Origin of the sequence: Halobellus sp. H-GB7, from assembly GCF_030848585.1 — an archaeon.
GTDB lineage: Archaea > Halobacteriota > Halobacteria > Halobacteriales > Haloferacaceae > Haloquadratum > Haloquadratum inordinatus.
In genome coordinates this window covers 42,126-67,672 of sequence record NZ_JAVDDW010000013.1, presented here as the reverse complement: position 1 = coordinate 67,672, position 25,547 = coordinate 42,126, and the positions used below count along the sequence as shown (strand labels likewise).

Below are 25,547 nucleotides of genomic sequence, written 5' to 3'. Positions count from 1 at the left end.
GTTCCCACTCGGCGCTACTGATCGAGGACGTCGAGCGCCGCGGCCGCCTCCCGCGCGGCCGAGAGATGCTCGCTCGCGCGTCGCGGATCGTCGGTCTGCTCGGCTAATTGCGCGTGTCGCGTCAGCGCCCGCAGCAGCGACTCGCGTGCGGTCTGTCTGTCCGCTGCGCCGTCCGCTGTCGACACACCCTCGGTGCGCCCCTCGCTATCGGGGGCTGCCGTCGCCTCGGGACGAGGCGTCGCGGTCACCGGGGTGGACTCGTGCCGTCCGTTCGCTGCCGACTCGGCGCTCGGTGTCGAAGCGGCGCTGCTCGGCGTCGCCCCGGCGTCGGGGATCTGATCAGCCGCGGCTTCTGCCGACCGCTCCGCGGGCGAAACCGCGTCGACTTCGATCGATTCGGGCTCCCGCTGCGCTCCGGCACTTGCGTCCGTAGCATCTGCGGTGGGCTCCGGCGATCCCGACGCCGCAGGCGACTCGGCTGCTTGGGCCTCCGGCTCGGTTTCGGCGTCGGCCCCGGCGCCGCCCGCCTGCGCCTGCTCGCCGCCAGCGACGCGCTGGCAACTTGGACAGAACTCCTGACCCTGATACCGGAATATCGGCGCGCCGCACTCGTCGCAGTGCCGGTTGGTCATCGTCGCGCCCTTCAGCAGGAGTTCGCTCATCTGTTGGGTCTCTTTGCGTCGCTCTTCGTCTTTTTCGTACTTCTCGCGCAGTCGCTTCCGCTCCGCTTCCTCGTCGAAGTCGCTCACGTGTCCTGAAACGCGTCGTACGTCGAAAAATCCTCCGGGGTCCGGAGACGGGCGCGAAGCCGGCCTACAGCAGCGTCCCGCCGTAGAGATACAGACCGGCGAGCGCGACCTCGAAAACGAGCGTCCCGACCGCCGACAGGCCCAGGAACTTCCGGTCGTCCATCTCCGCGAACCCGGCCGGGACGGTCAACATCCCGCGCGTGAACAAGAGCGCGTTGCTCACGGGGACGACGATCGGCCCCCAGCGCTCGAACCACCCGTCGAAGCGGTCGAGCTTCGACTCCTCGATGCGGAACCACGACTTCGCGAGGAGGTACTCGCGGCCGCCACGCTGGGCGACTTTGAACAGCGCGTACTGGCCGACGGTCGCGCCGAGGACGGCGACGGCGAGGACCGGGAGGAGCGCGTCGCCGCCGAGCAACAGCAGCGAACCGGGGACGATCAGCTCGCTCGGCATGAAGTACATCAGCATCGCGCCTTCGAGCACGAAGACGCCGAAGAGCGCGACGTAAGCCCACTCGGACTCTAAGAGCGCCAGCAGGCGCGGGGGCATCGCGTCGAGTTGGAGGGCAAGCGCCGGCAACTGCATTATGTATCTGTTCCAGAGAGCGTCACAAACATATTTCGCTCCGTACGCCACGACCAGCGACGTCAGGATCCCACGCGTGTCGTCTCTTGCCGTGTCGGCACCTCGCGAGCGATGCGATTTTTTCCGGCCGTCGCGAAGTCCCGGTATGGACCTCACAGACCGCCCGCGGCGACTCCGCCGAGACGGCATCAGATCGCTCGTCAGCGAGACACAGCTCGACGCACACGACCTCGTCGCGCCGGTCTTCGTCGACGCGACCACCGACGAGCGCGTGCCGATCGACTCGATGCCGGGCCACGAGCGCGTTCCGATCGACGAAGCGGTCGCGCGCGTCGAGGAAGTGCGCGAGACGGGCGTCGAGGCCGTGATGGTGTTCGGCATCCCCGAGTCGAAAGACGAGCGGGGCACGCGCGCGTGGGCGGACGACGGCGTCGTCCAGGAGGCCGTCCGCCGGATCACCGCCGATACCGACGCCTACGTGATCACCGACGTCTGTCTCTGTGAGTACACCAGTCACGGCCACTGTGGCGTCCTCGAACCGGAGGCGGCCGAGGAACCGACGCTGACCGTCCAGAACGACCCGACGCTGGAACTGCTGGCGAAGACCGCCGTCTCCCACGCCGAGGCGGGCGCGGATATGGTCGCGCCGAGTTCCATGACTGACGGGATGGTCGGCGCGATCCGTGAGGGCCTCGACGCCGCGGGCTACGAGGACGTCCCGATTATGTCCTACGCGGCGAAGTACGAGAGCGCCTTCTACGGGCCGTTCCGCGACGCCGCCGACGGCGCGCCGGCGTTCGGTGACCGGCGACACTACCAGATGGACCCCGCGAACGGTCGCGAGGCGCTGCGGGAAGTCCGCCTCGACGTCGAACAGGGCGCGGACGTGTTGATGGTCAAACCCGCGTTGGCGTATCTCGACGTCGTCCGCGACGTCCGACGGGAGTTCGAGCATCCGGTGGCGGCGTACAACGTCTCCGGCGAGTACGCGATGCTGCACGCCGCCGCCGAGAAAGGCTGGCTCGACCTCGAAGAAGTCGCCTACGAGTCGCTGCTCGCGATGAGACGCGCCGGTGCGGACCTGATCATCACCTACTTCGCCGAGGACGTCGCAGCGCGGCTCTGATCCCGCTGTCGGACCCTCAGCTCTCTCCTCGAAGACAATTTCCATACTGAAATCAGAGGCGGCGCGCGCTCCCTAGATAGTATAATCTGGCAGGAATTGCCTGAACGGATGTCCAATAGAATTCGAAATAATTCTGCGATTCTGGACAGAATAGGGCCTTATACACATAATATTGTTACCCAAATCATACGAACGTCTGAATACGAACACGTATTTTGGACGTTTTCAACTCCAAATTTTATATACTACCTTTGCTTGAAGATATCCCGTGAGACACAATACGAATCGCACCGAATTTGGCGCACTGTTGGACGAATGTTCGTCAAAAGTGGTGAAAGTATGGTAGCTCCGTTACAGGTCGATCCCGCGACGGTCGCCACCGGGATCAACAACGTCTGGGTGCTGGTGGTCACGTTCCTGATCTTCTTCATGCAGCCGGGCTTCGCGCTCCTCGAAGCGGGGCAGGTCCGCGCGAAGAACGTCGGGAACGTGTTGATGAAGAATATGACCGACTGGATCCTCGGCACGCTCATCTACTTCGTCGTCGGTGCCGGGGTGGTGAGCATCGTCGGAGCGCTGACCTCCGGCGGCAGCGTCGCCGGCGCGTTCGCGTACGTCAGCGATCCGAACGCGTGGATCGGCTGGCTCTTCGGTGCCGTCTTCGCGATGACGGCGGCGACCATCGTCTCCGGTGCGGTCGCAGAGCGGATGAACTTCAACGCGTACGTCCTCTTCACGATCCTGATGACGGCGGCGATCTACCCGGTCGTCGTCGGCTTCACGTGGGGCGGCGGCCTCCTCGCGAGCGGCGGATTCATCGGCGCTGCACTCGGCGCAGGCTACCTCGACTTCGCCGGCGCGACCGTCGTCCACATGTGCGGCGGCGTCGCCGGTCTGGTCGCGGCGAAGTTCGTCGGAGCGCGCAAGGGCCGCTACGACGAGAACGGTAACAGCCAGCCCATCCCGGGTCACTCGATGCTGCTGGCCGTCCTCGGAACGTTCATCCTCGCGTTCGGCTGGTACGGCTTCAACGTCGGCACGCAGGCGACCATCCTCGCGGTCGAGGACGGCAGCCTCACGTTTATGGGCGCCGCGCTCGGTCGCGTCGCGCTCGTGACGACCCTCGGAATGGGTGCGGGCGGTGCAATGGCGATGCTGACCTCCGCGCGCTACCAGGGCAAGCCTGACCCGCTCTGGACCGCGAACGGCCTCCTGGCCGGCCTCGTGGCCGTCACCGGTGCGGTCCCGCACGTCACCTGGTGGGGCGGCGCGCTGCTCGGCGGCCTCGGCGGCTTCTTGGTCCTGCCCGCGTTCCACTTCACCGTCGACCGGCTGAAGGTCGACGACGTCTGCGGCGTCTTCGCTGTCCACGGCGTCGCCGGCGCGGTCGGCACCGCGCTCATCCCGGTCTTTGCGGTCGGTGGCTTCGCGCTCAATCAGTTCGTGCTCCAGGTCGTCGGCGTCGGCGTCATCGCGCTCTGGACGATCGCCGCCTCGGCGGTCGTGCTCGTGGCGCTGGACTCGCTGGTCGGCCTCCGCGTGAGCGAGCGCGAAGAGAGCGAAGGCCTCGACGAGGGCGAACACGGCGTCGCGGTCTACCCCGAGTTCGTCCCCAACGAGCGTCGTGAGAGTACCGTCGCCACGGACGGCGGCGACATTCGTACCGACGGCGGTGCGGACGTCTCCGAAACGGAGGTGAGTGACGATGAGTGACGAGATCAAACTGGTGATGGCGTACATCCGGCCAGACAAACTCTCGGACGTAAAGCAGGCGCTGGCAGAGGTCGGCGCGCCGTCGTTAACGGTCACGAACGTCTCCGGTCGCGGCTCTCAGCCCGCGAAGAAGGGACAGTGGCGCGGTGAGGAGTACACGGTCGATCTCCACCAGAAGGTGAAAGTCGAGTGCGTCGTCGCCGACATTCCGGCCGAGGACGTCGCCGACGCGATCCTCGAAGCGGCGAGCACCGACGAGAAAGGCGACGGGAAAGTGTTCGTGCTGCCTGTCGATTCGGCCTACCAGATCCGCACGGGCAAGACGGGTCCCGACGCGGTGTGACTGCCGTCCCCGCCGACGCAACGTAGCGCTCCGTTGGAGCGCAACGAGTGACTGGCCCACTCCTTCTTCTCCCGCCCTGACGCGGTTCTCGTCTCTCCTCCCGCTCTCGGATCAATCGCACCGCTCCTGATTTTCACGCGCGCTCACTGTCGCGGCCCGAAGGCGGCCCACTGGACGCGCGGCGGTTCCCGGGCGACGAATGTCGCAAAGTTAGGCAACATTTGTCTCCTCTCTGCCCGATTCAAGACCTTATACTGTTCTTATATCCTTGTAATATGGACGAACGAACTCCAAATACGGTATTATTTGAATAAATAAACGGAAATTATTATATCCTCCAAAGTCGGTAACATCTGACGGGATTCGCGAACGAAGGTTTGCGAATCAGCACAACAGATGTACGATCGTCCAAGTCACGCGGCTGCACCAACCGTGAGTGGTATCGAATGCTGAACAGCGTCCTTCAGTCGGATCTTTCGGCTGTCGTCCAAGGCGTCAACCTCGTGTGGGTCCTGACGGTGACGTTCCTGATCTTCTTCATGCACGCTGGGTTCGCGATGCTCGAAGCGGGACAGGTCCGCTCGAAGAACGTCGCCAACCAGCTCACGAAGAATCTCCTGACCTGGAGCGTCGGTGTCGTCGTGTTCTTCCTCGCGGGTGCGGCGATCTCGACGATCGTCGGCGGGCTGACCGGCGGCGGCTCGTACTCGGTCGCTGGCGCGTTTATGGATCTGTATTCGCCGGCAGCCGGGAACGTCACGGCCTGGGTCGACTGGCTCTTCGGGGCCGTCTTCGCGATGACGGCGGCGACCATCGTCTCCGGCGCCGTCGCGGGGCGCGCGAAACTCCGCGCGTACGTCACCTACACGATCATACTCGCGGCCGTCATCTACCCTGTCGTCGTCGGCTTCACGTGGGCGGGCGGCTTCCTCTCGGCGCTCGGCTTCCACGACTTCGCCGGTGGCGTGATCGTCCACGCGATGGGCGGTATCGCCGGGCTGACCGCCGCGTGGATCATCGGCCCGCGGGTGAACCGCTTCAACGACGACGGCTCCGTGAACGTCATCCCGGGCCACTCGATGACGTTCGCCGTCCTCGGGACGCTCATCCTGGCGTTCGGCTGGTACGGCTTCAACGTCGGCACCTCCGCGTCGCCGCTCGCGCTGACCGAGTCCGGCGGGGTCGCGCTCGGCTCTTTCGAGACTGTCGGTCGCGTCGCGCTCGTGACGACGCTCGGAATGGCCGCCGGCGCGATCGGTGCCGCGGCGGTCGCGACGTATAGGACCGGCAAAGTCGACACGCTCTACGTCGCCAACGGCGTCCTCGCCGGACTCGTCGGCATCACGTCGATCGCGGACGCCATCGTCTGGCCCGGCGCACTCGTCGTCGGCCTGCTCGCGGGCGCACAGCTCCCGGTCGTCTTCGAGTTCGTCGAGAAGCGCCTGCAGATCGACGACGTCTGTGCGGTCTTCCCGGTCCACGGCTCCGCTGGCGTACTCGGCGCGCTCGCGTACCCGCTGTTCGCGACGGGCGTCTGGGACGGCTCCGCGTCTTTCGTCGGACTGGCGATCCCGCAGATCGTCGGCGTCGCGGTCATCGCCGGCTGGACGTTCCTCGCCACGGCAGTCGTCTTCGGCGCGTTCCGCGCGGTCGGACAAGCGCGCGTCTCCCGTCAGCACGAACTCGAAGGGCTCGACTCCTCGGAGCACGGCGTCGACACCTATCCGGAGTTCGGCGGCCCCGACGAGTCGGGCGCGCGCGTCGACGGCGGCGTGATCCGCCCGGACGGCGGCGTGACCCAAACTGATTCGGTCGACGACGGAGATGAATCGATATGAGCGACGCAACCACGAACGACAGCGAAATCAAACTCGTGATGGCGTACGTCCGCCCGGACAAACTCTCGGACGTCAAGCAGGCGCTGGCGGAAGTCGGCGCGCCGTCACTGACGGTCACGAACGTCTCCGGTCGCGGTTCCCAGCCCGCGAAGAAGGGCCAGTGGCGCGGCGAGGAGTACACGGTCGATCTCCACCAGAAGGTGAAAGTCGAGTGCGTCGTCGCCGACATTCCGGCCGACGACGTCGTCGACGCGATCGCCGACGCGGCGCACACCGGCGAGAAGGGCGACGGGAAAGTGTTCGTCCTGCCCGTCGAGTCGGCGCACCAGATCCGCACGGGTAAGTCCGGTCCTGACGCCGTATAGCGGCCGTCCCCGATCGGTGCCGGAGAGAAAGATCAAAGACGGGCGCTCACCGCACTCCCGGTGTGGAACTGACGCCGGTCACCGCCCTCGGACTCGTCGCCGCGCTCGTCGGCTTCGAGTTACTCGACCGACTTCGCGGTGCCATCGCTGCCGAGTCGGGCGGACGCGCTGACGACGGCCCGTCTGCGCCCCCCGCGGACGTGAGTCCGCTGGCCACCGACCTCCGCGAGCACGTCTGGAAGTGGGTGATTCCGGGACTCCTTCTGGTGATCGTCGCCCTCGAAGGCAACTCGCTGGCCTCGATCGGCTGGCGGGTCGACTCCGTCGAACGGCTCATCTTCCAGATCGGCATCGGTCTCGCGGTGATGCTCGGGATGAACATCCTCTTTTCGCCGCTGTGGGCGCGCGTCGGCGACGGCGGCGAGAGCCTCGCGGCCGGTCTCGGGACGTTCGCGTCGCTGTCGGTCCCCGAACGGCTGTTCGTCGCGCTCACCGCGGGCGCGACCGAGGAGACCGCCTTCCACGGTTACGCGCTCGAACGCCTGCTCGCGCTCACCGGGAACGTCCCGCTCTCCGGCGGGATCGCCTTTCTCGCGTTCACGCTCGGCCACACTGGCGACACGTGGGACCGGGACGCCGTCGCCCGAATCGCCCAGCCAGCCCTCGTCACGACGCTGCTGTATCTCTGGTTTCGATCGTTGCCAGTGCTGATCGCCATTCACGCGCTGAACGACGCGGTCGGCCTCCTGCTCGCAGATCGGTTCGTGGTCCCGGACGACGGTGGCGGGCCGGCCGACGGACGCGACCCTGAGGCGGCAGAACGGGCCACCTCCGCCGCCGACGGGGACGACTCGGACGCACTCGGGTGGCTCCGTGGCGAGTGAGTGGCCCCCAGTTTCAGACACCGTCTGCTGCGAACACTCACGTCTGCCCGACGACTGCGCGAAGCGACAAGGATTTTGGACGCGCCGGTCGAATCGAGGCGTATGAACCACGACGAGTCGCGGGCGCTGTACGACCGCGCGCTGTCGGTACTCCCCGGCGGCGTCAACTCCTCGGTTCGGGCGACCCGACCGTACCCGTTCTTCATCGAGCGCGGCGACGGCGCACACGTCGTCGACGCCGACGGCAACCGCTACATCGACTACGTGATGGGCTACGGCCCGCTGCTGTACGGCCACGATATGCCCGAGCCAGTTCGCGCCGCCGTCCAGTCGCACGCCGCCGACGGCCCGATGTACGGCGCGCCGACGGAGATCGAAGTCGACCTCGCGGAGTTCGTCGCCCGGCACGTCCCCTCCGTCGAGATGATCCGCTTCGTCAACTCCGGGACCGAAGCGACCGTCTCGGCCGTCCGCCTCGCGCGCGGCTACACCGGCCGCGACAAGATCGTCGTGATGCAGGGCGGCTACCACGGCGCCCAGGAGTCGACGCTCGTCGAGGGCGGCCCCGAACACGCCGAACCGAGCACGCCCGGCATCCCCTCGTCGTTCGCGGAGCACACGATTCCGGTGCCGTTCAACGACGAGGAGGCGATCGAGCGCGTCTTCGAAGCGCACGGCGAGGAAATCGCCGCAGTTCTGACCGAACCGATTCTTGCCAATACCGGTATCGTCCTGCCCGTGGACGGCTACCTCGAACGCCTCCGCGAACTGACCGCCGCCCACGACTCCCTTTTGATCTTCGACGAGGTCATCACGGGCTTCCGCGTCGGCGGCCTCCAGTGCGCGCAGGGAAAATTCGGCGTCACGCCGGACGTGACGACGTTCGGCAAGATCGTCGGCGGCGGGTTCCCCGTCGGCGCGATCGGCGGCCGCTCGGAGATCATCGAGCACTTCACGCCCGCCGGCGACGTCTTCCAGTCCGGCACCTTCTCGGGTCACCCCGTGACGATGGCTGCCGGCTACGAGTACCTCACCTACGCTGCCGAGAACGACGTCTACGAACACGTGAACCGCCTCGGCGAGCGCCTGCGGGAAGGCATCGCCGAGATCGCCGCCGATCAGGCGCCCGCATACACGGTCGTCGGCACCGACTCGATGTTCAAGACGGTCTTCACGCGCGACGGCCCCGCCTCGGCCGACGCCGACGTCTGTGACGCCGGCTGCCGACAGCGCGAGTCGTGCGCGCGGTACGACCACTGTCCGAAGACGGGCGCCGACGTCGCCGACGCCGAGACCGAGCGCTGGGAGCGGATCTTCTGGCAGGAGATGAAAGAGCAGGGTATCTTCCTCACCGCCAATCAGTTCGAGTCGCAGTTCGTCTCCTACGCCCACACCGACGAGGACGTCGAGGAGACGCTCGAAGCGTACAAAGAGGCGCTGTAGGTCGTTTCGTCACGGTCCCGGACTTTTTGTAGGATACCGGCGTACGGAGGGGTATGTCGAGCCCTCCACACGACGAGTCTCCCTCTGAGGACGACACTCCGACGCCGCCGACCGACGAGCCGACGCCGCCGACTGACGAGCAGTCGCGAGAACGCGACGTGACCTCGCCCATCGGCGAGCAAGCGCAGGACTTCGACGACCCGATCGGCGACCTCCTCCCGCGCGCGAGCGTCGACTCGCGGTGGTGGTACTGGATCGCCGCGATCCCGCTGTACGTCGTCCTCGGCGGCGTCCTCGCCGTCCTGTTCGTCGGCGCGTTCCTCTTCGACATCTTTCTCACCGGCGGAATCGCGACGGTATTCGGGGCGTTCATCGTTCTCCCCGTTTTGGGCCTTCTCGGCCTCGTCCTCACCATCCTGTTCCCGGTCGCGACCTACGTCGACGCGCGAGCGATCGCCGAATCGGACGCGTCGTGGACGCCCGACCCGCTCGTCTGGGGCCTGGCGGCACTCGCGACGGTCGTCCTGAGCGCGTTCACGCTGAGCGTCGTGCTGGCGCTGTACTACCTCTACAAGCGGCACGTCGCGGTCGGCACGCCCTGAGACCACCCTTCGGTCTCCAGCGTGCCGTCTCTCATCCCGACTCGACCCCGATATACGCCCGGAACCATCGCCACGCTCGCGGGTGCGCGAGCGCGACCCCGACAGCGAGCGCGACGAGCCAGTACGCGAGCGTGAGTCCGAACGCGCGCCACGACCCGCCCGTAGCGACGACGCGCCCGAGCCCCGAGAAGACGTGTAGCGCGAGGAACGTCACCATCGTCGCGACGCCGACGACGAAGCCGCGGAACAGTTCCCAGGAGGGGTCGTAGTATCGGACGGCGGCGACGCCAGCGACCGAGAGAATCGGCGCGTACAGATCCTGCGCAGGCGGCGACAGCGGCAGCGCCGACGTGACGACGCTCACCGGCGTGAACGCCGAGTTGAGCAGGAAACACAGCACTGCGACGTGGAGGAGTTCGCCGAATTCGTCGGCGAGCCGGGTAGCGAGGGACACGGGGATCTATCGGTAGCGCCGCAGTGAGTCGGTTTCGGTCCGTCGTTCGCGGCGGTCCCGACAGCTCACCCTGTCAGTGACACCTTCGAAACGGAAGTGGTGGCCTTTTCACCTGTGGCCGCCGAAGTTTCGGCAATGACTACTCGCGGGACACTCCGACTTGCGACGCGGGGCTCGGACCTGGCGCTCCGGCAGGCAGCCAGCGTCCGAGACTCGCTCTCGGACCGGAAACTGGACGTGGAACTCGTCGAAGTCGAGACGCGCGGCGACCAGATCAGAGACGAACTCATCCACCGACTCGGGAAGACCGGCGCGTTCGTCCGCGCCCTCGACGAGAAGGTCCTCGACGGCGAGGTCGACGCCGCGGTCCACTCGATGAAGGATATGCCGACCGAGCGCCCGCCGGACCTCGTCGTCGCCGGCGTCCCCGAGCGCGCGTCGGCCGCGGATCTGCTCCTCACGACCGACGGGACCGCACTGGAAGACCTGCCCGTCGGGGCCGTCGTCGGGACGTCGTCGCTCCGCCGGAAGGCGCAGATTCTCGCGACGCGTCCGGACCTCGAGGTCGAACCGCTCCGCGGCAACGTCGACACGCGGATCGAGAAGCTCCTCGCGCCCGAGCTACAGGCCGAACACGAACGGCGCGTCGACGCCGACCGCGACGAGAAGGGCAACGCTGCAGAGGCGTCTGCGGAGGGCGAAGAGTACGAATCGGAGTTCGACGAGTCCATCGAAGAGTGGTTCGACGGCCTCGCGGAGATCGAACGCCGCGCGCTCGAACGCGAACTCGACGTCGAGTACGACGCCATCGTCCTCGCGGAGGCCGGCCTGCGGCGCGCGGGCCTGCTACACCACGTCGAGTACGCGCGCCTCGATCCGGCCTCGTTCGTCCCCGCCCCCGGCCAAGGCGCGATCGCGATCACGGCCCGGCGCGACAGCGACGCGACCGAGAAGATCCGCTCGACGCTCGACCACCCGCGGACGCGCGTCGAGACGACCGTCGAGCGGACGGTGCTTGCCGAACTCGGTGGCGGCTGTATCGCCCCGATCGGCGTCCACGCCAAACTGCAGGGGAAGCACGTCCACACGACCGCTCGCATCCTCTCCGGCGACGGCGAGGAGGAAGTGCAGGCGAGCCGTGACCTGCCGGTCGACGACCACGCCAACGCGGCGGCCGAGTTCGCCGACGCACTCGCCGAGCGGGGTGCCGACGACCTGATTGCCGAGGCGCGCGAAGCCGCGGAGGAGTGACGATGGAAGACGAGACGACAGCCGACGCGGTCGACGGCGATGCGACGGGCGGCGCTGCGGCAGCCGAATCGGATGCCGACACCGACGTCGGGATGGTCTACCTCGTCGGTAGCGGCCCCGGCGACCCGGAACTGCTGACCGTGAAAGCGAAGCGACTCCTCGAAGAAGCCGACGTCGTGCTCCACGACAAGCTTCCCGGCCCGGAGATCATCGAGTCGATCCCCGAGGAGAAACGCGAGGACGTCGGCAAGCGCGCCGGTGGCGAGTGGACGCCCCAGGAGTACACCAACCGCCGACTCGTCGAACTCGCCCGCGAAGGAAAGACCGTCGTCCGACTGAAGGGCGGCGACCCGTTCGTCTTCGGGCGCGGCGGCGAGGAGATGGAACACCTCGCCAGCGAGGAAATTCCGTTCGAGATCGTCCCGGGAATCACGTCTGCGATCGCCGGCCCCGGAACGGCCGGCATCCCCGTCACGCACCGCGATCACGCCTCGTCGGTCTCGTTCGTCACGGGCCACGAGGACCCGACGAAAGAGGAGTCGGCGGTGAACTGGGAGGCGCTCGCGGCCACGGGCGGCACCATCGTCGTCCTGATGGGCGTCGGGAAACTGCCGGATTACACCGCCGCGCTTCGCGACGCCGGGATGGACCCCGACACGCCCGTGGCGCTCGTCGAGCGCGCGACGCGTCCGGAGATGCGCGTCGCGACCGGGACGCTCGATACGATCGTCGACGTCCGCGACGAGGAGGGGATCGAACCGCCCGCGATCACCGTGATCGGCGCGGTCGCGTCGACGCGTGAGCGCGTCGTCGAGTTCCTGCGGAACCGCACGGGCGACGCCGTCGAGGTGGCCGACGAATGACCCGCGACGTCAGAGTCGCCGTGTTCCGCCCCGACGACGAACGGATGGCCGAGGCCGTCGAACTGCTCGACTCCCTCGGCGCGGCTCCGGTTCCCGATCCGATGCTCGCGGTCGAACCGACGGGCGCGGTGCCTGATGGGGCCGACGACGTCCCCGATCCGGATATCGTCGTCCTGACGAGCAAGACGGGCGTCGAACTTCTCGCGGATGCAGGGTGGAGTCCGGGCGAGGCGACTCTCGTTTGCATCGGCCCGCGAACTGCTGCCGCCGCTCGCGACGCCGGCTGGACCGTCGACGTCGTCCCCGAGGAGTACACCTCGTCGGGCCTCGTCGAGACGCTCGCAGACGAGGTCGACGGCCGCCGCGTCGAGGTCGCGCGCAGCGATCACGGCAGCGACGTCTTACTCGACGGGCTTCGCGACGCGGGCGCGGACGTGCACGAGACGGTTCTGTACCGACTCGTCCGCCCCGAGGGCTCCGGCCAGTCGACCGTGATGGCTGCGGGCGGCGAACTCGACGCCGTCTGTTTTACCTCGTCGCTGACCGTCGCGAACTTCCTCGACGCGGCCGACGAACGCGGCGTCCGAGAGGAGGCCGTCGCCGGCCTGAATCGCGCTGTCGTCGGCGTCATCGGTGACCCGACGCGGGAGACAGCCGAGGGGTACGGTGTCCGCGTCGACGTCGTCCCCGAGAACGCGACGTTCGAGGAACTGGCCACCGAGGTCGTCGAGACCGCCGCGCCGACGTACCCCGAGTGAGTTATCACGTCGACGAGATGACATTACTCGCCTCCCCGATCACCGCCGCCGACTCGACAGCGTGAAGTCCGCCGCACTCCGACGACGCGAGCGTGTCGCGTGACTGGCGATCGGTCGGTCTCGTCGCAGGGTGGCAGACGGCCGCGAGCCTCTGCTACTACAGCATTTTCGCCGCGACGGGGTTCGTCCGCGAGGCGTTCACGCTTTCTGAGTCGCTCGTCGGCCTCTTTCTGACGGCCGCGCTCGTCGGCTACACCGTGACGCTCTTTCCGAGCGGGGCCGCCGTCGACGGCTACGGCGAACGCCCGGTGATGATCGCCGGTCTGCTCGCGCTCGCTGCTGCCGCAGTCGGCGTATCCTTCGCGCCGACGTACGCGACCGTCCTCGCGGCGGGCGGCGTCCTCGGCGCGGCGTACTCGACGGCGATGCCAGCCTCGAACCGCGGTATCGTCGCGCACGCACCGACGGGGCAGACGAACCTCGCGATGGGGCTCAAGCAGGTCGGCGTCACGACCGGCAGCGCGGCGGCCTCACTCCTCGTCACGGGCGTCGCCGCCGTCCTCGCGTGGCAGGTCGGCTTCTGGGTGATCGCGCTCCTGGCTGTGGGCTACGCTGCCCTGTTCGCTGCGCGCTACCGCGGGCAGGAGGGCACTGGCGAGCTCTCGGTCCCGGACGTGACGGGGCTGTTCGAGCAGCGCGCGTACGCCGTCCTCGTCGCGGCCGGTCTGTTTCTCGGGGCATCTATCTTCACGATGCTCGGGTACATCGTCCTCTACGTGCAGGACGCCGTCGGTGCCAGCGCCGCCATCGGCGGAATCGCGCTCGCACTCACGCAGATCACGGGGAGCGTCGCCCGCGTCGGCGCGGGTAGCCTCGCCGACCGGCTTGGCGGCGCACGCGGTGCCGCGCTCGTCGCGCTCGGCCAACTCGGGCTCGGAACCGCACTGTTCGGAACGCTCGCGTTCGATCCGGGGTCGCTCGTCCCCGTGCTCGTCCTCTTCGCGGGCCTCGGACTCTCGATCCACGGCTCGACGGGCGTCTTCTACTCGTGTCTCACCGACCTCGTCGACGGCGACGAAGTGGGCGCGGCGACCGCCGGCGGGCAGACCGCGATCAACGTCGGCGGTGTGGTGACGCCGCCGATTTTCGGCTTCCTCGTCGAGACCGGCGGCTACGACGCTGCCTGGGCGCTCCTGGCACTCACCGCCGGCGCGGCCACGCTCCTGCTGCTGCTCGTCACCCGCCGAACGTAATCCGCGGCGAGCCACCGCGGCGGACTGGAGCGCAGATTTAAATCCGAGAGCGCCCCACGCCCGGATATGAGCGCGGACACGACGCCGAGCGCCGAGGGACCGGTTCCCGAACTGCGGGAGCGGGCGGTCGCCTGCGCGGAGCGACTACAGAGTGCCGACCGTGTGCTGCTCGCGTCGCACATCGACGCCGACGGGCTGACGAGCGCGGCCATCGCCGCGACGGCGCTCGAACGTGCCGAGATTCCCTTCGAGACCGTGTTCGCGAAGCAACTCGACGAGCGGGAGGTCGCTCGCATCGCCGCCACCGACTACGACACAGTTCTGTTCACCGACTTCGGGAGTGGTCAGTTGGACGTCGTCGCGCCCTACGCGGCTGACGGCGCGTTCACTCCCGTCGTCGCCGACCATCACCAGCCGGCCGACGTTCCGGAGAGGATCGACGAACCGGCGTTCCACCTCAACCCACTTCTTTTCGGGCTCGACGGCGCGTCGGAACTCTCCGGGGCCGGTGCCAGCTACACGCTCGCGCGCGCACTCGAACCGCCGGAGGGAGACAACCGCGACCTCGCCGGCCTCGCGGTCGTCGGCGCGATCGGCGATATGCAGGGCACCGACGGTGGGCTCTCGGGCGCGAATCAGGGCATCGTCGAGGAGGGCGTCGCCGCCGACGTGCTCGAGGAGGCGACGGACCTCCTCGTCTACGGCCGCCAGACGCGCCCGCTTCCGAAGTTCCTCGAATACGCGAGCGACGTCCGTATTCCGGGCATCACGAACGACGAGAACGGGGCGATCGAGTTCCTCTCGGGACTCGATCTCGATCTGAAACACGACGGCGAGTGGCGTCGCTGGGTCGATCTGACGATGGACGAGCGACAGACCGTCGTGAGCGGCCTCCTGAAACGCGCGATGACCTCGGGCGTCCCCGCAGATCGCATCGACGACCTCGTCGGGACGACCTACACGCTCACCGACGAGTCGCCCGGAACAGAACTCCGCGACGTCAGCGAGTTCTCGACGCTCCTGAACGCGACCGCACGGTACGAGCGCGCCGACGTCGGCCTCGCGGTGTGTCTGGGCGACCGAGAAGATGCGCTCGCCCGTGCACGCAAACTCCTCCGAAATCACCGCCGCAACCTCTCGGAAGGGCTGCAGTGGGTCAAAAACGAGGGGACGACTGTCGAAGACAACGTCCAATGGTTCGACGCCGGCACGCGCATCCGCGAGACGATCGTCGGTATCGTCGCCGGGATGGCCGTCGGAGCCTCCGGCGTCCGCGGCGACATCCCGATTCTCGCGTTCGCGGAGAAGTCCGACGAGGAAGTGAAAGTCAGTGCGCGCGGGTCGAACGGACTCGTCCGCAAAGGGCTGGATCTCTCGCGCGTGATGCGCGAGGCCTCACGAGCGGTCGGCGGCGACGGCGGCGGTCACGACGTCGCCGCGGGCGCGACGATCCCGACTGGAACACAGACGGAGTTCGTCGCCGAGGCCGACCGCATCGTCGGCGAGCAACTCTCCTGAGCCGTCGTCGCTCTCTCGATTCCGGTTTTCTCTCGTAGTCCACGTGTCGCTGCCGTCTTCTTTCGACTCATCGCCGATCTGCCGATTCACCGCGGCCGGACCAACTCATTTTGTATAGCGTTATCCAGTTTACTCTGTGCCGTTTCCGGTCAGTGGCGGACGAGTAGTTCACAATAATGCACTTGGCGCTGGTCGACGTCGTCTCAAGTATGGTTGAGACTCTCTCTCGCGACACGAAAAACGAGACTGTCACACTCTCTACGGGCCACCGAGTCGAGTTGCCGCTCGTCACGGAGGCAAGGATGACCGGCGTCGTCCTGTCGGCCGATCCCCTCGCTGCTCGTGCATTGCTTCCGGACGGGCTGACTCCGATTCGACTGACGCCGGGCCGAGCCGGCGTGACGTTCCTGTGCGTCGAGTACCACCGCATCGGGCGTCGCGGTGAGATCGAACCGTACAACGAGTTCGGCGTTCTCGTACCCGCTACTGCTGGCTCGGGTCCACCTCCCTACGCGTCGATTCTCACTCACGGCGTGAGCGGGTACGTCTGGTACCTTCCCGTGACTACCGAACCCGCGAAAGCACTCGGTGTCGACGTCTGGGGCTACCCGAAGGACGTCGGAGACATCACCCACGTCGACCGGGGTTCGGAACGCCGAACGACCGTCACGGTGAACGATCAACGCGTTATCGATATAACGATCCCTCGGCCGCCGACGTTCGAACAAACGCGGTCGTCGGTAAGCTATACAATCAAAGACGGACGTGTGCTGCGGGAAGCGTTGACGCTCGACGGCGACGTCGGATTCTGGCCCTACAGCCGGGTCACGTACTCGATGGGTGATCATCCCCGAGGGCGACAGCTGAAATCGCTCGATCTCGGTGATCGCGCGCTTCTTCGCTTTGCGGCGGACGCGGAGTTCGTCATCGAAACCGGAGAGCCGATAGAGAGCCGTTGAGAAACGACTCCAACGAGATCGGCGCGAACCGCGGTTCTCGGGCGTTCTAGGTGCCTTCTCGCTCGTTCGTTAGACGTGCGTGACCTTCGATAAATCCTATAACGATATACCAAATCAGTTCTCGCGTTCACTCGTCGTAGGTACCGCCATCCAGATAGTACTGGACGCGGTCGATCGTGGATTCGGCAACTTTGCAGAACTCGACGACGCGGTGGCCGTTCTCCCGGTAATCCGCTTCTACCCCGACCGTCAGCGACTGATCGCGCAGGTGCTCCAGCAGTGCGTCGAGCTCGTCGGCGTCCCCGCGCACACGATGTCGTTCACCGACGGTCTCACCCGCGTCGACATTCCGGATGGTCTCGACGGCCGGGAGGAGGATCGACTCGCCGAGGTCGTGGGCTCGGTCCCGGAGCCGTTCTTCACTCTCGTCGAACTCGGCGGCCTGAAACGCCTCGCGAGTGATCCGAGAGAAGACGAAATCCCGACCGAGATCGAACGGCAGCGAGAACGCGTACGCGAGTTCGTCGTGGTGCTGGCTCTCGGTGGTGTATTTCACCATCGACTCGCTGTCGGCCGTCTTCATCACGACGCCTTCTCGTTCGGCGTCGTCGAGGTCGTCGATGACGGCGTGAATCTGCTCGGGGAGTTCCGATAGCTCGTATCGGCCGAACAGCCGGGGCTGCGGGAAGTCGTACCGTTCGCAGAGATCACGTCGCTCCGAGACCGAGAACGGGTCGCCCGATTCGCGGTCGCGAACGTCGAACACGCGAATCGCGTACGAGTCGACGCCGTCGTAGTCGTGCGTGGAGTACGGCGTCTCGGGGCCGATCAGTTCGGCGCACAGCATCTTTTTTGGGTGATTCTCGAAGAACGGTCCCAGATCGAGCAGTTCTCGCGCTTTCGCAGTCGTGTAGGGGCAGACGTACCCGCCGCGCGTGAACGCGAGCGGCTCGTCCGAGCCCCCGACGGCCGCGACGCGGACGTTGAATCCGTCGAGTTTCTCCTCGGTGACGACGGTCTCGCCGGTCTCGAAGAACGAGGTGACGCCGGCGTCGAGTGCGAGCACGCGCGGGATGCTCGGATAGCCACGTACGATGGCGTCGTCGCCGAGAATCACGGTCCCGCGCTCGACGCCGTGACGGGAGTCGGGAAGTACGTAGACTGTCTCGCCGCCGACCGTGCGCTGCTCGAAGTGTTCGAACAGTCCAGCGGGATCCGACGCGGTCGAGTCCAGCCGCTCGAAGCACGCGCGTTCGTCCATACGGATACTCCGGGAGATTCGGTGAAAAGAGTCGGCCCGTGGCGCGTCCGGTCGGCTCTATAATAGCGTTTGCAAGTCTTTACTCACTCGATCGCACGACTGCGTGCGATCTGATGAGCAATCAGTTACAAACGCTACTATAGGGGATGACCTCTTTAGGGTTCACTCACGAACAGCGAGGTATGCCCGGTGACCTTCCGCGCCAGCAGTTCGTCCTCGATACGTCGCTCTTCATCACCGAGGAGATCCGCCGGGACGACGAGTCGCTGACCGACGCCGTGCTCAGACTGCTCGACCTCGTCGCGACGGCCCGATTGGAACTCAACATCTCCTGTCATATGCCGCCCTCCATTCACGACGAACTCGCGACGATGCTCCGCGACCGCGACGTCGACGACGAGGTGTTCTCGCGGCTCGACACGTGGGTCGTCCGCAAGAGCCCCGACCGCTACGGCGTCACCATCCCGGCGAACATCGTCTACGACTTCATCGACGAGATGAGCGACCGGGTGGATCGAGGCCTCCGCGTCTCCGAGAAGGCGCTTCGCGAGGTCGAACAACTCGACCCGGCCAACCTCGCGCAGGGCGACATCGACGACGGCGCGGCCGACTATATGACCGAGGCCGACCGAATTCTCTCGAATATGCGGGACAAGTACCGGAAAGCGCTCCGGCAGGGCGTCCTCGACTCCCGGGAGGACTTCGACCTCCTCGTGCTCGCGCGGGAACTCGACGCCGGCGTCGTCACCGAAGACCGGGGCATCATCTCGTGGGCGGACGAGTTCGGTCTCCGTTACGTCCGCGGCGGGCAGTTCCCCACCTTACTGGAGGAGTACCTTCGGGCGACAGGCGCCGAGGGTTACGCACCCGAGTAGACACCCATCGAACTCCTCTGCGGTGCGCCCTTGGTCGTTGAGAACCGCTTTCGGATCTGAGAGGAGATGTACACCTCGACGCGGCTACGTCACAGTCACCCGGTGATCTCGCGGTAGAACGACACCGAGAACACGGTGAAGAATCCGCCGAACAGCGTTCCGAGGACGACGATCAACGCGGTGACGCCGGCGAGGCCAGCGATCGATGCTGACGTCTGCGGCGCGGCCGCTGCCATCCCCGGTCCCATCGCCGGACTCGACGTCGTGCTCGGCGTGAGGACGAACGAGCTGACGGCGAAGACGCTCCCGAGGAGGCCACCGACCACGCCTGCAAGCACCGTGTATCCAAACGTGCTCAGGAGGTTCCCGCGGACGACCCCGACGCTTCGCTTGAGGCCGTCGACGGCGTCTCTGTCTTCGAGGACGATCGCCTGCCCGTAGAACTGGACGAAGAAGACGATCAGCAGGTACGCCAGCAACGCCACGGCGACCACGACGCCGATCACGGCGAGCGCAGCGAGATTTGCGCTCTGGAAGCCGCCGCTCCCGAGGAACAGCACGCCGCCGGCGATGCTCGCGGCGAATCCGAACATCCCGAACACGAAGTTGACCGCGACGAGGACGAGATACGCGATCAGGACCGCGACGTAGTATTGCTTGCCGGCAGCGACGAACGTATCGAGCGCCGTTCGGCCGCCGAGAGCCTCATCAGCCATCGCGAACAGTCCGCCCTGTACGAACGGCATCGCGGCGACGAACACGAGCGACAGCGCCGCGGAGGCGACGCTCGCGAGCAGCGGATTGACCGACTGGAGGAGCAGTATCGGGAACTGTACGATCATCAGTGCGAGTATCGGTACGAAGAGCACCGGATTTCGGAGGAGGGCGCCGGGGCTCTGTCGGAGGGCTGTCAGGACGGCCATACGAGGGTACGGTTCTCCGCACCCGCACAAAAAGTCTGGCGTGGTCGCCGTCGTCGCCCGCCGCTGTGTGATCGCGCTGGGCGCCCTTCTCTACTCGATCTGTCGCTCTCGAACCGTCAACACCGGGACAGACGCCGTTCGGAGGATTTTCTCGGTCACGCTGCCGAGCAGGTAGCGATCGAGGCCCGTGCGGCCGTGCGTGCCCATCACGACGAGGTCGATATCGTGTTCGTCGACGTACGAGCAGATCGTCCGGTAGATCGACGTTCCCGTCTCGACGTGGCCCGTGATGTCGGCCTCGTCGACGCCGGCCTCGGTTGCGACGCGGACGCCGTCGTCGACGAACTGCTGTGCGTTCGATTTGAGCTGATCGATCTGGAGGTCGACCCGCACGTCGAGACCGAGGTGGGCGATGTCGACGACGGAGAGGAGGTTCAGCGTGGCGTCGTCAGCGGCCGCGAGGTTCGCACCGAACGAGAGCGCCGTCGTGGCACAGTCGCTGCCGTCGCTCGGGACGAGGATGCGCTCGTAGGGGTAGTCGAGATCGGACTCCTCGTCGGGTTGCACGGTGAGTACGGGGGCGTTCGAACGCCTGACGACGCGCTCGGTCGTACTCCCGAGCACGAGCCGTTCGATTCCCGTGCGTCCGTGCGTGGGCATCACGACGAGGCCGACGCCCGTCTCCTCGGCGTACTCGACGATCGTTTCGTAGGGCTCGCCACGCCGGACCGTCGTGACGGTCTCGACGCCCCGGTCGGCGGCGCGGTCGGCGGCGTCCGCGACGATCGTTTCCGCCTCTGACTCGACCGCCTCGGCGACCTCGTCGCCGTGAGTGAGCCGATCGCCGCCGGGGCCAGCGGCCGTGAGGACGTGTAACGTCGCCTCGTGTGCGACGGCCAGATCGAGCACGTGATCGAGTACCTGCTCTGCGCCCTCGCCGCCGTCGGTCGGAAAGAGAACCTCCTCGAACATACTTTCGCAATCCACGCGAGCCCCCAAATAGCGTCGGATATGTAATTAGGTTGTACTTTCTGTGATCCGGTGTTCGTCTCCGTCTGTGGACGACTGCCCGGCGCCAGTGGCGCTCACTCGGTGTCGTCAGGCGAGACGGGGTGGTCTTCGTCGTCGGCTTCGACGTCGAGCGGGTCTTCGAGATCGCCCATCACGGCCTCGAAGGCGTCCGTCGCCGTCAGGAGGCCAGCGACGTCACCGCCGTCGAGGACGAGCGCGAGCTCCTGTCGCTCCACCTGAAACTGATCGATCGCCTCGCTGATGAGCGTATCCGCCGACAGCGTCATCGGTGGCGCGGCGATCTCCTCGAACGTCGTGGTTCCGTCCCGAAGGTCGTCGACGTTCGCGACGACGGTCGGTACGTAAACGACCCCGTGGAAGTCTTCGGGATCCGCGCCGACGAGCGGGAACCGGGTGTGTGGACTGTCACCGATCCGTTCGAGGTTCTCTACGACCGACGCGGTCGTCGAGAGGAAGACGACGTCCTCGGCGGGGGTCATCTCGTCGCGGATCGAGCGGTCGCCGACCGTGAGGGCGTTGAGAACCTCCTCGCGCCGCTCCTCGGGCAGATCGCCGCGGTCGAGGACCGAGCCGAGCTCGTGGCGGAGATCCGCCCGCGACTCGATGGCGTCGGTCTCGGCTTCGAGCCAGGCCCCGGTCATCTCGACCCCGAACAGTTTGAGCGTCCACTTCGCGACGCTGTCGCCGATCGTGATGATCGGCGAGATGATTTTCGCGAACCAGTACAGCGGCGTCGCGCCGTAGCGGGCGACGAACTTCGAACGCTCGACGCCGAGGTACGTCGGGGTCTGCTCGCCGTGCGTGAGGTGCAGGAGGTTGATAATCAGGAACGCCAAGACGCCGCCGGCGCCGATCGACGCCAGGACCGTCGCCTGGAAGTACGGCTCGAAGAGTGCCGCTAGTGCCGGTTCGGCGACGATCCCGACGGCGATACTGGAGGCCGTGATACCGACCTGACAGCTCGTCAGGTAGATCTCCAGGTCGTCGGTCATCTCCCACGCGCGACGCAACCCCGGTTTGTCGAACTCGGCTTCGGAGTACTGCCGCACGCGGGTGAGTGCGAACTCGATGGCGACGAAGAACCCGTTGACCAGAATCAGCGCGAGACCGGCGAGCAGTCGGAGGGAGATCTCGAGGCCGTTCATACGGCGGATTCGTCGCTCCCGCGACAAATACGTGGGGGACTCGGCCTGTCGCCGCGGAGCCGAGACGCCGACCCTGCTGAGCCGGGACGCCGACTCTGCCGCGCCCGGACAAAACCGGTTTGTACCGACCCGGCCAATCACGGGTATGACCGACTTCGATCCCGAGAAGTTCGAGGACAAGTACGCGAACTACTTCTCCGAACTCCAGCGCGCGTACAAGAACGCCTTCGAGACGATGAACGACCAGTACGACTCGGAACTGATCCACGCCATCGACCAGCAGATCCTCAACGAGTCCGAGCCGTTCTACGAGGACGGCGACTTCCGGATCGAACTCCCCGAGAACCCCACGGAGCGACTGACGGCCGTCATCGTCGACGACGAGAAGCTCTCGACAGTGCTCGATCGGTACGTCGAAGAACTCCGCGAGCAGCACCGTCGCGTCTTCGGTCTCGACGATTGAGGCGGCTTCGCTGCCTGCCGCTATTGGAGGGAACCAAAGGCCTAAGCCCGTCCACACCGAAGCGATCGGTATGAGCACGGACGCCGCGAACGGCGACGACGACCTGAAAGAGCGCGTCACGAACTTCCTGCGCCGCAACTTCCCACAGATTCAGATGCACGGCGGCTCGGCCGCCATCCAGCACCTCGACCGCGAGACGGGCGAGGTCACCGTTATGCTCGGTGGTGCCTGCTCCGGCTGTGGCATCTCTCCGATGACGATCCAGGCGATCAAGAGCCGGATGGTCAAAGAGATCCCCGAGATCGAGACCGTCCACGCCGAGACCGGAATGGGCGGCGGCCACGACGGCGGAATGTCCCCCTCCTTCCCCGGCGAGAGCACGAGCGAGGGCGACGACGCCGACAGCGACGAAGGTCCCCAGGCCCCGTTCTGATCCCGACCATCGGGTCGAGTTCGACCTGGGACCGGTGACTCTTTGATGCCCTCGCTGCGAGGGTGGGTATGAGCATCGAATCGCCCGAGAACGTCCTCTTCGTGGTGATGGATACGGTCCGTAAGGACCGCCTCACGCCGTACGGGTACGACCGCCCGACGACGCCGAACCTCGCCGAGTTCGCCGAGGAGGCGACCGTCTTCGAGCAGGCCGTCGCACCCGCGCCGTGGACGCTGCCCGTTCACGCCTCTCTCTTTACCGGGATGTATCCCTCACAGCACGGTGCGGACCAGGAGAACCCGTATCTGGAGGGTGCGACCACGCTGGCACAGACGCTCTCGTCGGCGGGCTACGACACCGCCTGTTACTCCTCGAACGCGTGGATCACGCCGTACACCCACCTGACTGACGGCTTCGACGATCAGGACAATTTCTTCGAGGTGATGCCCGGCGAGTTCCTCTCGGGACCGCTCGCTCGCGCGTGGAAGGCGATGAACGACAACGAGGCGCTTCGGACGCTCGCGGACAAGCTAGTGAGCCTCGGTAACACTGCCCACGAGTATTTCGCCGACAGCGAGGGGGCCGACTCGAAGACGCCCGCAGTGATCGACCGAACCAAGTCGTTCATCGCGGACGCCGACCAGTCGTTCGCGTTCATCAATCTGATGGATGCACACCTTCCGTACCATCCGCCCGAGGAGTTCGCAGAAGAGTTCGCACCGGGCGTCGATTCCGCGGAAGTGTGTCAGAACTCCAAGGAGTATAACTCCGGTGCACGCGACATCGGCGACGACGAGTGGGCGGATATCCGCGGCCTCTACGACGCCGAAATCGCGCACATCGACGATCAACTCGGCCGCCTGTTCGACTGGCTGAAAGCGGAAGGCAAGTGGGACGATACGATGGTCGTCGTCTGCGCGGACCACGGCGAACTCCACGGCGAACACGACCTCTACGGCCACGAGTTCTGTCTGTACGACCCGCTCGTGAACGTCCCGCTGATGATCAAACACCCCGCGCTCGACGCCGATCGCCGAGAGGACCAGGTCGAACTCGTCGACCTGTATCACACCGTCCTCGACGTCCTCGACGTCGACGGCGGCACGCCGGCGTCCCCAGCGGAAGACGCCGTCGCGCTCGATCGCACCCGCTCGCTCGTCTCCGACTCCTATCGCGCCTTCGAGGACCTCGACGCCGCCGACCGCGATCCGGGACAGCGCGGCGACGGCGACTACGCGTTCGTCGAGTACTCCCGGCCCGTCGTGGAGTTGAATCAACTGGAGGAGAAAGCGGCCGACGCCGGCATCACGCTCCCGAGCGATTCACGGTTCTACTCGCGGATGCGCGCCGCACGCCGGACAGACGCGAAGTACGTCCGCATCGACCGCATCGAAGACGAGGCCTACCGACTCGACGAGGACCCCGCCGAGACGGAAAATCTCGCCGACGCCGACGACCCCGCGATCGAGGCGACAGACGAGACGCTCGCCGCGTTCGAGTCCGCCGTCGGCGGTGCGTGGACCGACGCGCTCGACGACGACGTCTCCGACGACAGCGTCGACGAGATGGACGACGAGGCCCAAGAGCGGCTTCGCGACCTCGGCTATCTGGAGTAGTACTATAGTAGCACTTGCAAGTCTTCACGCATCGGATCGTCCGCTGTCGTGCGATCGGATGAGCAATCAGTTGCAAATGCTACTATAGCTTTTCAGCGCACGCCGTGTCCGTCTTCCCAGGCTCTGAGGAGATCGGTCAGCGTTCGGTTTACCGGAACCCGCAGGTCGTGCTCTTCCGCCCGGCGAACCACTTCGCCGTTGATCGCGTCGCTCTCGGTGCGCCGACCGGCGTCGACGTCCTGCAGCATCGACGAGCGGTTCGCCGCCGTCGCGTCGATGACGGTCTCCAGTGCCGCTTCGGCGCGGTCGGTCGGGAGGTCGACGCCGGACGCGCGGGCGACACGGGCCGTCTCACGAGCGGCCCGCCGCGCCGTCTCCGATCCGGCCCCCGACGCGAGCGCGCCGTTCTCGACCCGCGCGAGCGCCGTGACGGCGTTGATGCCGGCGTTGACCGCGAGCTTTTCCCAGCGACGGCGGGGCATATCGGCCGCGACGAGCGTTCGGACGTCGGCGTCGCGGAACGCCTCCCCGAGGCGTTCGGCCCAGGGGTGGCGCCCGCCGTCTCGGTTGCCCACGACGACGCGCCCGACGCCCGTGCAGACGACGTGTCCGGGACCTGCGAGTCGGGCCCCGTAGGTCGCTGTCCCGGCGAGTACCGGACACGCTAGCCCGCGGGCGAGGGTTTCCTCGGTCAAGCCGTTCTGAAGTGAACAGACGGCCTCGTACTCGCCGGTCGCGAGCGCCGCGGCGGCGTCCTCGGTGTCGAACGCCTTGACCGTCACGAGCGCGACGTCGGCCTCACGCCCCGCACCGTTCGTCGTCGCATCCGGGTGCGTGTGCGCCTCGACGCCCCCCGAGATTTCGACGCCTGACTCGCGGACGGCCGAGATGTGTGGGTCGCGGCCGACGAGGGTCACGTCGTGCGTGCGCGCGAGCAGGCCGCCGAGCAGCGTGCCGAGGCTCCCCGCGCCGAAGACGAGAACGTTCATACGACGCGGGAGGCGGCCGGATGCAAAAAAGCGGGTGGAGGCGGTTGGAATGGGAGTCGAGCGGAGATCGGGCGGCGTGAGGCCCCGGCGAAACAGGTGCGT

The 25,547-nt window shown here is 66.6% G+C and carries 26 protein-coding genes; 18 read left to right on the top strand and 8 right to left on the bottom strand.

All coding sequences use genetic code 11. The features are described from left to right. Positions 1-14: 14 nt before the first annotated feature. Both RBH22_RS16295 and RBH22_RS16290 read right to left on the bottom strand, forming a co-directional pair. A complete protein-coding gene (locus RBH22_RS16295) occupies positions 15-749 on the bottom strand; it encodes an Sjogren's syndrome/scleroderma autoantigen 1 family protein (RefSeq protein ID WP_306678272.1) in 735 nt (244 codons plus the stop codon). A gap of 64 nt (positions 750-813) precedes the next feature. Next, on the bottom strand, positions 814-1,338 hold the full coding sequence (locus tag RBH22_RS16290) for a VTT domain-containing protein (protein ID WP_121570804.1): 525 nt from the start codon (positions 1,336-1,338) through the stop codon (positions 814-816). A 145-nt stretch (positions 1,339-1,483) separates the two neighbouring features. Between RBH22_RS16290 and hemB the strand changes: the two genes are divergently transcribed. The 8 genes from hemB to RBH22_RS16250 all read left to right on the top strand — a co-directional run bounded on the left by hemB (position 1,484) and on the right by RBH22_RS16250 (position 9,652). Next, a complete protein-coding gene (gene hemB / locus RBH22_RS16285) occupies positions 1,484-2,464 on the top strand; it encodes a porphobilinogen synthase (RefSeq protein ID WP_256546173.1) in 981 nt (326 codons plus the stop codon). 339 nt (positions 2,465-2,803) lie between these two features. After that, positions 2,804-4,177, top strand: a complete 1,374-nt coding sequence (locus RBH22_RS16280; protein WP_306678269.1) for an ammonium transporter — start codon at positions 2,804-2,806, stop codon at positions 4,175-4,177. Continuing rightward, on the top strand, positions 4,170-4,520 hold the full coding sequence (locus RBH22_RS16275) for a P-II family nitrogen regulator (protein ID WP_256546172.1): 351 nt from the start codon (positions 4,170-4,172) through the stop codon (positions 4,518-4,520). Before RBH22_RS16280 ends, RBH22_RS16275 begins: the two co-directional genes overlap by 8 nt. A gap of 449 nt (positions 4,521-4,969) precedes the next feature. After that, on the top strand, positions 4,970-6,358 hold the full coding sequence (locus RBH22_RS16270) for an ammonium transporter (protein ID WP_306678289.1): 1,389 nt from the start codon (positions 4,970-4,972) through the stop codon (positions 6,356-6,358). Further along, positions 6,355-6,723, top strand: a complete 369-nt coding sequence (locus RBH22_RS16265) for a P-II family nitrogen regulator (RefSeq protein WP_256546171.1) — start codon at positions 6,355-6,357, stop codon at positions 6,721-6,723. The genes RBH22_RS16270 and RBH22_RS16265 overlap by 4 nt, the downstream gene beginning before the upstream one ends. Positions 6,724-6,785: 62 nt before the next feature. Next, complete coding sequence (locus tag RBH22_RS16260; protein WP_306678266.1) at positions 6,786-7,607, top strand: CPBP family intramembrane glutamic endopeptidase; 822 nt, start codon at positions 6,786-6,788, stop codon at positions 7,605-7,607. Positions 7,608-7,709: 102 nt separating this feature from the next. Further along, positions 7,710-9,050: a glutamate-1-semialdehyde 2,1-aminomutase gene (locus tag RBH22_RS16255; protein WP_256288488.1), complete on the top strand. Its 1,341-nt coding sequence runs from the start codon at positions 7,710-7,712 to the stop codon at positions 9,048-9,050. Between the two features lie 53 nt (positions 9,051-9,103). After that, on the top strand, positions 9,104-9,652 hold the full coding sequence (locus tag RBH22_RS16250) for a hypothetical protein (protein ID WP_256288490.1): 549 nt from the start codon (positions 9,104-9,106) through the stop codon (positions 9,650-9,652). A 31-nt stretch (positions 9,653-9,683) separates the two neighbouring features. Here RBH22_RS16250 and RBH22_RS16245 read toward each other — a convergent pair whose 3' ends face one another. Further along, positions 9,684-10,106 carry a hypothetical protein gene (locus RBH22_RS16245; protein WP_306678263.1) on the bottom strand — a complete coding sequence of 141 codons (423 nt, stop codon included), beginning with the start codon at positions 10,104-10,106 and terminating at the stop codon, positions 9,684-9,686. Positions 10,107-10,241: 135 nt separating this feature from the next. Here RBH22_RS16245 and hemC point away from each other — a divergent pair, with 135 nt between their 5' ends. The 6 genes from hemC (at position 10,242) to RBH22_RS16215 (ending at position 16,708) form a co-directional block, all read left to right on the top strand. Further along, positions 10,242-11,357, top strand: a complete 1,116-nt coding sequence (gene hemC / locus RBH22_RS16240; protein WP_256546167.1) for a hydroxymethylbilane synthase — start codon at positions 10,242-10,244, stop codon at positions 11,355-11,357. Between the two features lie 92 nt (positions 11,358-11,449). Continuing rightward, entirely contained in the window at positions 11,450-12,220 is a 771-nt protein-coding gene (cobA, locus tag RBH22_RS16235; RefSeq protein ID WP_306678287.1) for a uroporphyrinogen-III C-methyltransferase, read from the top strand. After that, positions 12,217-12,978 carry a uroporphyrinogen-III synthase gene (locus RBH22_RS16230; protein ID WP_306678261.1) on the top strand — a complete coding sequence of 254 codons (762 nt, stop codon included), beginning with the start codon at positions 12,217-12,219 and terminating at the stop codon, positions 12,976-12,978. The genes cobA and RBH22_RS16230 overlap by 4 nt, the downstream gene beginning before the upstream one ends. Before the next feature lie 92 nt (positions 12,979-13,070). Further along, the gene (locus RBH22_RS16225) at positions 13,071-14,231 is read left to right on the top strand and encodes an MFS transporter (RefSeq protein ID WP_306678259.1); all 1,161 of its coding nucleotides are present in this window, start codon (positions 13,071-13,073) and stop codon (positions 14,229-14,231) included. Between the two features lie 66 nt (positions 14,232-14,297). Further along, positions 14,298-15,749 (top strand): DHH family phosphoesterase, encoded by a 1,452-nt coding sequence (locus RBH22_RS16220; RefSeq protein WP_306678257.1) that lies wholly within the window; start codon positions 14,298-14,300, stop codon positions 15,747-15,749. Positions 15,750-15,958: 209 nt separating this feature from the next. Further along, positions 15,959-16,708 carry an acetoacetate decarboxylase family protein gene (locus RBH22_RS16215; protein WP_306678255.1) on the top strand — a complete coding sequence of 250 codons (750 nt, stop codon included), beginning with the start codon at positions 15,959-15,961 and terminating at the stop codon, positions 16,706-16,708. Between the two features lie 127 nt (positions 16,709-16,835). On the opposite strand, the gene RBH22_RS16210 is transcribed toward RBH22_RS16215, so the two are convergent. Beyond that, the gene (locus RBH22_RS16210) at positions 16,836-17,969 is read right to left on the bottom strand and encodes an RNA ligase (protein ID WP_306678253.1); all 1,134 of its coding nucleotides are present in this window, start codon (positions 17,967-17,969) and stop codon (positions 16,836-16,838) included. Positions 17,970-18,151: 182 nt separating this feature from the next. Between RBH22_RS16210 and RBH22_RS16205 the strand changes: the two genes are divergently transcribed. Then, the gene (locus RBH22_RS16205; RefSeq protein ID WP_121570818.1) at positions 18,152-18,844 is read left to right on the top strand and encodes an RNA ligase partner protein; all 693 of its coding nucleotides are present in this window, start codon (positions 18,152-18,154) and stop codon (positions 18,842-18,844) included. A 95-nt stretch (positions 18,845-18,939) separates the two neighbouring features. On the opposite strand, the gene RBH22_RS16200 is transcribed toward RBH22_RS16205, so the two are convergent. The 3 genes from RBH22_RS16200 to RBH22_RS16190 all read right to left on the bottom strand — a co-directional run bounded on the left by RBH22_RS16200 (position 18,940) and on the right by RBH22_RS16190 (position 21,944). Then, the gene (locus tag RBH22_RS16200; protein ID WP_306678251.1) at positions 18,940-19,767 is read right to left on the bottom strand and encodes a hypothetical protein; all 828 of its coding nucleotides are present in this window, start codon (positions 19,765-19,767) and stop codon (positions 18,940-18,942) included. Between the two features lie 90 nt (positions 19,768-19,857). Then, positions 19,858-20,739, bottom strand: coding sequence for a universal stress protein (locus tag RBH22_RS16195; RefSeq protein WP_306678249.1), 882 nt, complete (start codon positions 20,737-20,739; stop codon positions 19,858-19,860). A gap of 113 nt (positions 20,740-20,852) precedes the next feature. Next, complete coding sequence (locus RBH22_RS16190; protein WP_306678247.1) at positions 20,853-21,944, bottom strand: hemolysin family protein; 1,092 nt, start codon at positions 21,942-21,944, stop codon at positions 20,853-20,855. 145 nt (positions 21,945-22,089) lie between these two features. Here RBH22_RS16190 and RBH22_RS16185 point away from each other — a divergent pair, with 145 nt between their 5' ends. From RBH22_RS16185 to RBH22_RS16175, 3 genes are all read left to right on the top strand, one after another. Beyond that, positions 22,090-22,407 (top strand): DUF5783 family protein, encoded by a 318-nt coding sequence (locus RBH22_RS16185; protein WP_121568797.1) that lies wholly within the window; start codon positions 22,090-22,092, stop codon positions 22,405-22,407. A 70-nt stretch (positions 22,408-22,477) separates the two neighbouring features. After that, entirely contained in the window at positions 22,478-22,840 is a 363-nt protein-coding gene (locus tag RBH22_RS16180; RefSeq protein ID WP_306678245.1) for a NifU family protein, read from the top strand. A gap of 68 nt (positions 22,841-22,908) precedes the next feature. Next, positions 22,909-24,456, top strand: a complete 1,548-nt coding sequence (locus tag RBH22_RS16175) for a sulfatase (RefSeq protein WP_306678243.1) — start codon at positions 22,909-22,911, stop codon at positions 24,454-24,456. Positions 24,457-24,548: 92 nt separating this feature from the next. Here the strand turns inward: RBH22_RS16175 and RBH22_RS16170 are convergent, their stop codons facing one another. Then, entirely contained in the window at positions 24,549-25,445 is an 897-nt protein-coding gene (locus tag RBH22_RS16170) for a 2-dehydropantoate 2-reductase (RefSeq protein ID WP_306678241.1), read from the bottom strand. Positions 25,446-25,547 lie beyond the last annotated feature (102 nt).